This is a genomic window from Enterobacter sp. Taxon_2 (assembly GCF_058355295.1).
This window is the reverse complement of sequence record NZ_CM178024.1, coordinates 447862-459375: the sequence shown is the minus strand read 5'-3', so window position 1 is coordinate 459375 and position 11514 is coordinate 447862. Positions and strand designations below refer to the sequence as shown.

The 11514-nt window shown below is 54.4% G+C and carries 10 protein-coding genes; 4 read left to right on the top strand and 6 right to left on the bottom strand.

All coding sequences use genetic code 11. From position 1 onward, the window contains the following. Window positions 1–11 precede the first annotated feature (11 nt). From AC4IC4_RS02130 to AC4IC4_RS02120, 3 genes are all read right to left on the bottom strand, one after another. Complete coding sequence (locus AC4IC4_RS02130) at window positions 12–839, bottom strand: hypothetical protein (protein ID WP_032651384.1); 828 nt, start codon at window positions 837–839, stop codon at window positions 12–14. A gap of 25 nt (window positions 840–864) precedes the next feature. Beyond that, window positions 865–1275 (bottom strand): hypothetical protein, encoded by a 411-nt coding sequence (locus AC4IC4_RS02125; RefSeq protein ID WP_491472060.1) that lies wholly within the window; start codon window positions 1273–1275, stop codon window positions 865–867. Between the two features lie 91 nt (window positions 1276–1366). Beyond that, window positions 1367–2821, bottom strand: coding sequence for a beta-ketoacyl synthase (locus AC4IC4_RS02120; RefSeq protein ID WP_491472059.1), 1455 nt, complete (start codon window positions 2819–2821; stop codon window positions 1367–1369). A 620-nt stretch (window positions 2822–3441) separates the two neighbouring features. Between AC4IC4_RS02120 and AC4IC4_RS02115 the strand changes: the two genes are divergently transcribed. From AC4IC4_RS02115 to AC4IC4_RS02105, 3 genes are all read left to right on the top strand, one after another. Then, on the top strand, window positions 3442–4485 hold the full coding sequence (locus tag AC4IC4_RS02115; RefSeq protein WP_228117543.1) for a GlxA family transcriptional regulator: 1044 nt from the start codon (window positions 3442–3444) through the stop codon (window positions 4483–4485). Window positions 4486–4534: 49 nt separating this feature from the next. Further along, on the top strand, window positions 4535–5359 hold the full coding sequence (locus tag AC4IC4_RS02110; protein ID WP_024907311.1) for an AraC family transcriptional regulator: 825 nt from the start codon (window positions 4535–4537) through the stop codon (window positions 5357–5359). Window positions 5360–5434: 75 nt separating this feature from the next. Further along, complete coding sequence (locus AC4IC4_RS02105; RefSeq protein WP_491472058.1) at window positions 5435–6400, top strand: DMT family transporter; 966 nt, start codon at window positions 5435–5437, stop codon at window positions 6398–6400. Window positions 6401–6485: 85 nt separating this feature from the next. Here the strand turns inward: AC4IC4_RS02105 and AC4IC4_RS02100 are convergent, their stop codons facing one another. Further along, window positions 6486–8135: a methyl-accepting chemotaxis protein gene (locus AC4IC4_RS02100; protein ID WP_491472057.1), complete on the bottom strand. Its 1650-nt coding sequence runs from the start codon at window positions 8133–8135 to the stop codon at window positions 6486–6488. 244 nt (window positions 8136–8379) lie between these two features. On the opposite strand from AC4IC4_RS02100, the gene ytfE reads away from it, so the two are divergent. Continuing rightward, a complete protein-coding gene (gene ytfE / locus AC4IC4_RS02095; protein ID WP_290094351.1) occupies window positions 8380–9042 on the top strand; it encodes an iron-sulfur cluster repair protein YtfE in 663 nt (220 codons plus the stop codon). A 96-nt stretch (window positions 9043–9138) separates the two neighbouring features. Here ytfE and cycA read toward each other — a convergent pair whose 3' ends face one another. Both cycA and bamJ read right to left on the bottom strand, forming a co-directional pair. Further along, on the bottom strand, window positions 9139–10548 hold the full coding sequence (gene cycA, locus AC4IC4_RS02090) for a D-serine/D-alanine/glycine transporter (protein WP_024907315.1): 1410 nt from the start codon (window positions 10546–10548) through the stop codon (window positions 9139–9141). A gap of 311 nt (window positions 10549–10859) precedes the next feature. Then, complete coding sequence (gene bamJ, locus AC4IC4_RS02085) at window positions 10860–11480, bottom strand: BamJ family beta-barrel-assembly machinery protein (RefSeq protein WP_008502892.1); 621 nt, start codon at window positions 11478–11480, stop codon at window positions 10860–10862. Between the last annotated feature and the right edge of the window lie 34 nt (window positions 11481–11514).

Here is an 11514-nt window from a genome sequence, read left to right as displayed (position 1 = left end):
GGGTGAAAAGATTATTTTCCGGCGCGGCCAGCCAGCAGATCGTTACAGAAGTCGTTCCAGACCTTCAGCCACAGATCAACACGCTGTTCCATCTCGGCGTAGCGGTCTTCCGTCAGCGCCTGGCAGAACAGGATCCATGCATCTTCGGAGTGACCATCTTCAATGGACTCTCCCGTTTCGCTTTCTACATGGATGCTGTGATAGCCCTTCGTGACGTCAATATCCGTTGCTTTATCAACACCTTTTGCCCACGGCGTGGCGAAGTCATGGAAGACGGTCTCGGCCACGGCCAGCAAACCCACCAGCTGGGTATAGTCGCCATAGGCATTCTCGAAGGTTGCGCGGCAGGCCAGAGAGCTGGACATCGGCAGCCAGGATTTCACCTCGTGCTCCGTCATCCCCAGCTGCTGGATGGTCGTAAAGAACTGCACGTAGTGCGCCAGCGCGGGCTGGCCGTTGTAATTGCCCTCGGCGTCTTCGCCAGGGTGGAAGCCCAGCTCATCCAGCAGGTTGATTTGCAGCAGAAAACGGGCCGCCATTTTCGCCTGCGCACCCAGCGGCGCTTCCAGCTGTTTCGCCGCGCTTAACGCTTCAATAACGGCATCGGTAAAGACTTGCGCAAACGCGTGATAAAATTCCAGATGGAATACGCGCATCTGTTGAATATCAACTTCGCCGCTGTTCATTTTTGCCAAAATAGGGCTGCGCATCAGCGGATGGGATTCAATCCGGTCAATAAGCCTGTTGGCAAAGGCGCGGTTTTCGGTATAAACGTGCTTATCTACGGTCGCGACAATAGCGTCCCGACCCAGCTGGCGGGTATTCAGTAACGTTTTCATTTTTATTTCTCAGGTAGGTGATAGTTTACAGGGCGGAAACCCTGCCAATTGCCATTACAATTAACGCATACATTCCACAGCTAAACGGTATAACCTGCACATATTTAAATGGCAGATAAAAGCACGATGCAATCAGCAGAACCGGAATACCCACCGAAAGTATCATCATGCAAATAACGGCATAATATTTATAGGTATAAGACACGGCGAGGCCATCAATACACATGCCATAGAGCATGGATATTAACGGCAGCATAATAAAGGCAATATGTGCCAGCCTTAACATTCTGCGATTTAAATCGGTATAGTTTTCATGTCCTTTGGGTGCGCGAAAGGGTCCCTTAAAAGCATACATCCCCATTAACCCGCCCATCATTATGCCGACGACAATACCGCTCCAGCCAAAGGCAATCAGTATTGCACTGAGATTAGCCACTTTTTTTCTCCTGTTTAGTGGTGCACAAAGGTAAGGCACCTGAGAAAATACAAGCACCTTTATTTATTAAAAATAAAATCAGATATAACGATTAAAAATCCGGGTATTCTTTATCCGTCGCGTATGTAATCGGTTTTTCAAATCCAGGAATGGTGATGCCATTCATATCAATCTTAATATCTTCCTCATTTATCCCCTGCTGGCCAAACAGATAAATGACATTGAGTTCACCCTGCGAAGCCGCCTCATCATACGCGTTAGCCTGACGTCGCACCTGGCGGTTACGCTGCTGATACTCCGCAAACACCGCGTCCCCATAGCGTTTGCGCAACCATTGATGGGTAAGCTTTGGCGAGTAAACCACCCCCGTGGCATTATTACCGCCAAAGCCTTTTGAATTTATAAAGGCAATCTGCCCCTGGCCTTCCTCTAATTTGCAGTCCTGAACAGGTATGGTTAAGCGTGCGTTATTCACCTGCGGCGCAATGTGCGACACGCTTTTAATTCCCGGCAAAATGCCATAGCGGAAGACGCCGAGGCAGCTGATGAGCTGGTCGCCGCTGGCGGGCCCCAGGGAGTGACCAAGATACGATTTCACCGCCGTCACCGGCCAGTCGCGAATCGAAAAGGCTTGCGCAACGCGGTCAAAAATATCCGCCTCGGAGACGCAATTCTTCGGCGTGCTTGAACCGTGCGCCTGAATAAACGATCCCTTCTGCACCGTCTCTATCCCGGCCATCGATACCGCAGAGGCTACCGCTTTCGCCATGGTGATGTAGTTCCCCGGCCCCGGTGACGCGATAGAACGCTTAAAGCCGTCAGCGTTGATGAAGACATTCCCCACCGAACCGTGGATCTCTGCCCCAAGCTGCAGCGCCAGCTCGTCGTCCATTAACACGACGTACTGGCTGGATTCTGCGATCACAAAACCGCAGCTGTTGCCAAACGGGCGGCTGCTGTTGCGCCAGTCGGCCGTTTCCGTTTCATCAATATGCTTAAGCTTGCTCTCCGTTGCCAGGGCGCCCATGGCATCGAATCCTTCAATCACCTCTGAGGTGACCGGCGCTTCGGCGCTGCCCACAACGGCAACGCGAATGCGCCCCGCTTTAATATCTTCAACTGCCGCATTCAGGTTATACAGAAACGTGGCGCATGCCCCCAGCGTGGCGCTGGTATGACCGACGCTACCCAGCACATACGCATTGAGGAAATCGGCGCACATGCTGTTCAGGCCCAGCGGACACTGTTTGGCGCTGACGCGATGGCCTTTCAGGCGCGACTGGAGCATACCGCCAAAGCCATAATCGTCGAGCTGTCCCATGATATTGCCCGAATAGACCCCGAGCTGATCCGGCGTGATGTTGGCCTGTATCTCTCGCCACGGGATCCCCAGGGCGTTGATGGCGTCTGACGCTCCGACAATCGCCATTTGTAGCGCCCGCGGATGGAACTGCGAACTGTAATGGTCACCCGGGCGGAATCCCTGCGGCAGCAAACCTGCAGCCTGAACCTCCGTGCGCAACAATGCCTCAATTTTACAGTCCATCTCTCCTTTAACGGTTATACGCACACGCTGATCCGCTAATTCTTCAACGTGCCATCCCGCCGGTAAGGGTTGAGGTAATTGTCTGGAAGATATATTAAAACTGAATCCCTCTTCGCCTGAAACTATATTCAATTTTGCATGGCTGACGATAGCATCGACATCAAAATAGTCGCGCGTAATTTTTCGGATAAGGGTTCCCTCAAGCGCCTCGTCTTTTATCTTCGCGGCAGCCTGAGCAGGTGTAAATCTTTTACCGGAAATGTCGCAATATCCGCCCTCATCATATTTAAGCACGCCCATCAGAATGGCTAACGATAATAACGTCGCTTGTCTTTCCTCTTCCGATAATGACTCAATAATCATTCGACGAAATGCATGATGTGAAGAACTACGACCAGCTGGACCATAGCCGCCAAAAGCCGTTATTACGGGTAATTTCGCCATAATTCATCCTGTAGTGGTCGTGGATTTATTTTGTTAAGTAAGTGCGATAATTTCAGATATTAGTTTACAAATTACCAACAAAAGCTAATATGAAAATCCAGCCAAAATGCTGACTTTTTTGGCCAGGACAACGATGAGCTACCAAAAATAATAGTCAAAACAGGTATTAATCAAAAATGACAAATACACAAATAGGATTTGTGTTATGTGAACGCATGCTAAGTTCCGGTCTCAGTCTTCCGATTGAAATGTGGAAAGCCGCAGCCAGTAGCTATTTAGCCGAGCAAAAAACAACATCCCATGCAGACACGCACAAACCGGAGACGTCTTCATTCAGACTCTGTCGTCCGGAGAATATACTGAAAGTTCATACTATTGGCATAAATAACGAGCCCATCCTGACGCACAGTGGCTTCAGCATTACCGCCGATACCACCCTTGCCGCAGACAGGCACTATGACGTTATCTATCTTCCCGCCCTGTGGCGCAATCCTCGCGCGGTGGTCAGACAACAGCCTGAGCTCCTGGCATGGCTTAGCGAACAGGCGGCGCGAGGGACCCGCATCGCGGCCGTCGGAACGGGCTGCTGTTTCCTGGCGGAGTCGGGATTGCTCAACGGGAAACCTGCCACCACCCACTGGCACTACTTCAAACAGTTCTCGCGCGACTACCCCAACGTAAAATTACAAACCAAACATTTTCTCACGCAGGCCGATAATATTTACTGTGCCGCCAGCGTCAAAGCCCTCTCAGATCTGACCATCCATTTCATCGAAACGATATACGGGAAACGGGTAGCCACACATACCCAGCGGACCTTTTTCCATGAAATTCGAAGTCAGTTTGATCGCCAGTGTTACAGTGAAGAAAACAAACCGCATCCGGATGAAGATATTGTTCAAATTCAAATCTGGATAAAAGCCAACTGCGCCTCGGATATATCCATGCAAAATCTTGCCGATATGGCTGGCATGAGTTTGCGCAACTTCAACCGTCGCTTTAAAAATGCCACCGACATGTCCCCCCTGCAGTATTTATTAACCGCCAGAATTGAATCCGCCATGACGATGCTGCAATCCACCAATCTGAGCATTCAGGAGATCGCCAATGCGGTTGGCTATCAGGACATTGCGCACTTTAACCGCCAGTTTAAGCATAAAACCACGGTGTCACCGGGGGATTATCGTAAGACGGTCCGGGCAAAGATGTTTAGTGCATAAACGCCGGTCATCTCTGATAATAAAATAGATGAACGCGAGGAGGCTCACCGTGCAAGGCGTACCGGAACAGTTTAATGATGAAAGAGACAGCGCGCGCTTTCGCCATCTGGCGCAGCTGCCGGGCCTGGAGCTTTATCATGCCCATATTTCTGACTACGCCTTTGAGCCTCACACCCATGAAGCCTTCGGGATCGGCACGATTGAAACCGGTGCCGAACGCTTTCGCTATCGCGGTACCCAGCATCTCGCGGCGGAAAAATCCGTCGTTACCATGAACCCGGACGAGATCCACACCGGCGAATCCGCCACCGAGGGCGGCTGGCGCTACCGGATGGTCTATATCGAACCCGACCTGCTGGAAGAGGTGACCGGCCTCCGACACTGGTGGTTTAGCGACGTAACGCGTCATGACCCGCTGCGCTCGCAGCAAATCGGCAGGCTCATTTACGGCCTGTGGCACACGGACGATCCGCTTGCGCAAAAAGGATTACTGCTGGATCTGATTGAGACCTTTCAGCCGTTTGCTCATCACGCGCCGCGGGTTCAGGAAGGTGCGCACCGCTTTGAACGGGTACGCGAGTATCTGCATGACAACTATATGCGCGCTCTGACGCTGGACGAACTGGCCAGCGTCGTTTCACTCAGCCCGTATCATTTCCAGCGCCAGTTCAAAGCCCATTTTCACGTGACGCCACATCAGATGCTGATGGCCATTCGCCTCTGGCGCGCCAAAGCGTTCCTCACGCACGGCATGCCCGCGGCAGAGGTCGCCGCCGCAACCGGGCTGACCGATCAGTCGCATCTCACCCGCGCGTTTACCCACCGCTACGGCATTACCCCCGTGCGCTACCAGAAGCAGGTCACCCGGCGCTAATGCGCAACCTCATACAATACGCGCGCATTTGCCCCTCCTACACTGAGAACAGCGTAAATACCTGTGGATGGAAAAATGATTAGTGGAGTGTTGTATGCCCTGCTGGCCGGGATGATGTGGGGGCTGATTTTTGTCGGCCCGCTGATCGTACCCGAGTATCCGGCAATACTGCAGTCGACCGGACGTTATCTGGCGCTGGGGCTGATTGCCCTGCCCCTGGCGTGGCTGGGACGGGCGCGCTTGCGTCAGCTCAGCCGTCAGGACTGGGGGACCGCGCTGGTGCTGACCATGATGGGCAATCTTATCTATTACGTTTGCCTCGCGAGTGCCATTCAGCGTACCGGTGCGCCGGTATCGACCATGATTATCGGCACGCTGCCGGTCGTCATCCCCGTCTTTGCTAACCTGCTCTACAGCCACCGCGATGGCAAACTGGCGTGGTCAAAAATGGCACCGGCGCTGATCTGCACTGCCCTGGGACTGATATGCGTCAATATTGCCGAGCTGCGTCATGGGCAGGCGGATGTTGACCTGTGGCGTTACGGGTCTGGCATTCTGCTGGCGTTCATTTCCGTGGCGTGCTGGGCATGGTATGCCCTGCGCAATGCGCGCTGGCTGCGTGAGAATCCGGACAAGCATCCGATGATGTGGGCAACGGCGCAGGCGCTGGTCACGCTGCCCGTATCCGTCGTGGGGTATCTCGGCGCATGCCTCTGGCTGGGCCATCAGCAGCCGGACTTCACCCAGCCCTTCGGGCCAAGACCGTGGGTGTTTATCGGCCTGATGGTGGCGATTGCGGTGCTGTGTTCATGGGTGGGCGCGCTGTGCTGGAACATTGCCAGCCAGAAGCTGCCGACGGTGATCTTAGGGCCGCTGATTGTCTTCGAAACCCTGGCCGGACTGCTTTATACCTTCCTGATGCGCCAGAGCGTGCCGCCGTTATTCACGGCCTGCGGGATCGCGCTGTTGGTCATAGGGGTGGTGATGGCGGTGAGAGCGAAGCCGGAAAAACCGCGGGTTATTCCGGCGTCGGAGATGTGATTTTGCCGGGTGGCGGCTACGCCTTACCCGGCCTACATGGAACGGTTTCACAGGCCGGGTCAGCGCAGCGCCACCCGGCATGATGTTAAAACGTTTCCCAGTTCCCTTCAGACGCCGCGGCTACAGGCTGCGCTTTTGGCACATAGATTTTCACCGGTGCCGCTTTAACCGCCTGATTGCGGGTGATTTTGAACACCGCGACCGCTTCGTTCAGGCGTGCAGCCTGATCTTCCAGCGCCGCCGCTGCGGCCGCAGACTCCTCCACCAGCGAGGCGTTCTGCTGGGTCACGCGGTCCATCTCGGCTACCGCCTGGCCCACCTGGTCGATACCGCGGCTCTGCTCGTCAGAGGCCGAGGCAATTTCGCCCATGATGTCGGTGACGCGGGTAACCGCATTGACGATCTCGGCCATCGTGGCCCCGGCTTCGTTAACCAGCTGCGAGCCCGCGTTCACGCGCTCACCGGAATCATCAATAAGCGCTTTGATCTCTTTCGCCGCCTGAGCGCTGCGCTGTGCGAGGGTACGCACTTCCCCTGCCACCACCGCAAAACCGCGGCCCTGCTCGCCCGCGCGCGCCGCTTCTACCGCCGCGTTCAACGCCAGAATGTTCGTCTGGAAGGCAATACCGTCGATCACGTTAGTAATTTGCGCGATTTTGCTGGAACTGGTGGCGATCTCATCCATCGTACGCACCACGCCTTCCACCACGTTACCGCCCTTCTTCGCCGTTGAGGAGGCGTCCAGCGCCAGACGGGACGCCTGACGCGCGTTATCGGCGTTCTGCTTCACGGTTGCTGTCAGCTGTTCCATGCTGGCTGCCGTTTCTTCAAGAGAAGCGGCCTGCTGCTCGGTACGGGAAGAGAGATCGTTACTGCCCGCAGAGATTTCGCCTGCACCGGTGTAAATCGTATCGGCGCCTTCACGCACCACGCCCACCGTGTTCGCCAGCGAGGTTTGCATCTCCTGAACGTTGCGCGCCAGGATGGCCATCTCATTTTTACCGTCGGCCTGAATCGGCTGGGTTAAATCCCCCGCCGCAATGGCGCGAATATGGTTAATCACCTCTTCCAGCGGCAGCAGCAGCACGCGGCGCATAGCAATCCAGCTGGAGATAATCACCACAATCACCAGCAGCATGACCGCAGAGAGGATCCACAGGATGCGCTTGTAATCACTTTCGTTATCCTGAATGCCTTTATCTGTGAGCGCGGCCTGCGCTTCACGCCATTCACGATAAACCGCCTGCATCGCGTTCTGTTTTTGTTCGGCATTCTGCTTGAACATATCTTCCAGATTGCCCTGGCTCAGCAGAACATTCATTTGCGTCAGCGTTGTAGAGTAATTACGGTACTGCTCCTCAAGGCGATTCGTCAGGTTCTCATCCAGGCCTGGCGTATTCGGCAAGGCATAGTATTTATCGTAATGAACCTGCGCTTCAGTCAGCAGATTTTTCGCCGTGGTCACCAGCTCATTCAGCTGACCGCCGTTAATTTGAGAGGCCATGCTGCTTTGCAGGCGCAGCATCCCGCGGTTCAGGGTGACACGCGCCTGGTTCAGGCTGATCCACGCATCGGTAAACTCCGCCACGTTCTTGCTGGAGAGCTGCGCCACGGTGAAGTTGTCTTTATCGTTGTTCAGGGCGTTGATAAAGATACCGGCGGAAATCACTTGCATGATGCCGAGCACGAGCAGCACCGAAATCAGAAGGGTAATGACTTTTATACGTTTAAACATGCGTTGCCTTTGTTATATGCAGGTTTGTCTGACGTGGATATATCGGCAGGCACAGCGGGTTGTTTACTGTTTCTCCACCTTTAAAAAGTTTCGAAACCACTTTCCTGAGCCCATTCAGAGAGTTAAATCGGATATTTTTTTGTGATCTGCATCTCACTTTTTCCCGTCCCTCTAAAGGGTTATAGCGCCAGCTTAAAGATGCATTTAATATGCATCTTATATTATTGATGACGAGGTAACTGCTATGGCCTTTCGCGACCAATCCCTTGGCGAGCTGGCGCTCTCCATTCCTCGCGCTTCTGCGCTGTTCCGTAAATACGATATGGATTACTGCTGCGGCGGTAAGCAAACCCTGGCGCGTGCGGCTTCACGCAAAGAGCTGGACGTTGAGGTGATTGAAGCCGAGCTGGCGCTGCTGGCCGAGCAGCCCGTCGACAAAGACTGGCGAACCGCTCCGCTCGCGGAAATCATCGACCATATCCTCGTGCGATACCATGACCGTCACCGTGAACAGCTGCCGGAGCTGATCCTGCAGGCGACCAAAGTCGAGCGCGTCCATGCCGACAAACCTTCCGTACCGCGCGGTCTGGCGAAGTACCTGACCCTGCTGCACGAAGAGCTTTCCAGCCACATGATGAAAGAAGAGCAGATCCTCTTCCCGATGATTAAACAGGGAATGGGAAGCCAGGCGATGGGACCCATCAGCGTGATGGAAAGCGAGCACGATGACGCGGGTGAACTGCTGGAAGTGATCAAACACACCACCCACAACGTCACGCCGCCGCCAGAAGCGTGCACAACGTGGAAAGCGATGTACAACGGTATTAACGAAACGATCGACGACCTGATGGAACACATCAGTCTTGAGAACAACGTTCTGTTCCCGCGGGCTTTAGCGGGGGAATAAAAAAGGCCGCTGCGGCCTGATGCCCTCACCCCAGCCCTCTCCCACAGGGAGAGGGTGCAAAAACTAAAAACGGCAACTGACGTTGCCGTTTTGCTTTTACCTTACGCCTGCCATCCGTTTCTTACCGATAAACACCCAGCCCAGCCCCAGCGCGATAAACCACAGCGGCGTGACGATGAGTGCCTGGCGGGTATCATCTTCCAGCGTCAGCAGAACCAGCACGAAGACAAAGAACGCCATGCACACCCAGCACATTAGCTTGCCCAGCGGCATCTTGTAGATCGATTTTTCATGCAGGTGTGGACGCTGCTTGCGGTACACCAGGTATGAACAGAGGATGATGGTCCAGACGAACATAAACAGGATCGCAGAGACCGTGGTGATCATGGTGAACGCGCCAATCACGCTTGGGTTCACGTAGAGCATCACCACACCGCCCAGCAGGCACATGCAGGAGAAGGTCAACCCTTTTGCCGGTACCGCACGCTTAGAGAGCTTGGCGAACGCGCTCGGCGCCACGCCTTCCTGCGCCAGACCAAACAGCATACGGCTGGTGGAGAATACGCCGCTGTTGGCAGACGAGGCAGCAGAGGTCAGCACCACGAAGTTAATCAGGCTTGCGGCAGCAGGCAGGCCTACCAGCACGAACAGCTCGACGAACGGGCTCTTGGTAGGGACCACGGAGCTCCACGGCGTCACGGACATAATGATGACCAGCGCGAAGACGTAGAACATGATGATACGCACCGGAATGGAGTTGATGGCGCGCGGCAGGGACTTCTCCGGATCTTTGGTTTCCGCAGCGGTCGTTCCGACAAGCTCAATCCCCACAAACGCGAACACCGCAATCTGGAAGCCAGCAAAGAAGCCGCTGATGCCTTTCGGGAACCAGCCGCCGTCATTCCACAGATGGGTAAACGACGCCTGAACGCCGGTTGGTGACTGGAAGTGGGTAAGCACCATTACCAGGCCCACCACGATGAGCCCAACAATGGCCACGATTTTGATCATCGCAAACCAGAACTCCATCTCACCGAACATTTTGACGGTGGCGAGGTTCAGGCTCAGCAGCAGCACAATAACCGCCAGCGAGGCGACCCAGTCCGAGAGCCCCGGGAACCAGAACTGCGCATAGGCGGTAATCGCCACGACGTCCGCCATACCGGTGACGACCCAGCAGAACCAGTAGGTCCAGCCGGTGAAATAGCCCGCCCACGGCCCGAGCAGGTCTGAAGCGAAGTCGCTGAAGGATTTGTATTCGAGGTTCGAGAGCAGCAGTTCACCCATTGCACGCATCACGAAGAACAGCATAAAACCGATAATCATATAAACGAATATGATTGACGGTCCGGCGAGACTGATGGTTTTGCCTGACCCCATAAACAGCCCGGTACCGATGGCACCCCCAATCGCAATGAGCTGAATATGACGGTTTGTGAGATTGCGCCGTAGCGACTGTTCAGACGACGCCTCTTCGTCGGCGACGACTTTGACCTGATCTACCATGTGATATTTTCCTGTTTATGCCTGTCTGTGTTGTTAAGGCTCTTCTGGCCTTTAAATACGTCAAAAGATGACGTTCCCTTGTAAGGGCTAATCGATATTAGGTAAGAATCGGCGGGATGAATACTATGATTTAGATATTATGTTAATAATATGTTGAAAGTGAGTGTCATATCACTCATACAGCGCGAAACAGCTCACAAAAATACACGCAACAGTTTCGTTTGCAAGATAAAATGTTGATAGCACCGTAACTATAGGTTTTTACACTATTTTCCTCTCCCCAATCGGGGAGAGGAAATAAGAAAATTCGATTACAGAATTTCCAGCAGCTCGACTTCAAAGACCAGGGTGCTGAATGGCGGGATGGACGCGCCAGCGCCGCGCTCGCCGTAGGCCAGGTTGTGTGGGATAGTCAGTTCCCATTTGGAACCCACTGGCATCAGGGTCAGGGCTTCGATCCAGCCTGCGATAACGCCATTTACCGGGAACTCAGCCGGTTCGCCGCGCGCCACGGAGCTGTCGAACACGGTACCGTCGATCAGCTTACCGGTGTAGTGCACGCGAACGTGGTCGGTACGCGCCGGGATTGCGCCGTCGCCCTGATTGATCACGCGGAACTGCAGACCAGACTCGGTGCTGTTCACGCCTTCACGCTCGCGGTTCTCTTCCAGATATTTCACACCTTCGGCGGCCATCTCTTCAAAGCGCGCACGGCGCACGGCGTCAGCACGTTCGTGGATTTCACGCAGCGCACGGTGCACGACGTCAACCGGAACGGCAGGCTGTTTGCCTTCCAGCGCGTCAGCGATACCCGCCACCAGCGCTTCTGGTAACAGACCTTCCAGGCCGGATTCGCTCAGCTGCTGTCCTACCTGCAAGCCGATACCGTAACTTGCCTGCGCTTCGATAGTGTCAAAAGTCGGGGTGGTCATGGGTTTTCCTTCCATCACATTTAAAGTAGCGGGC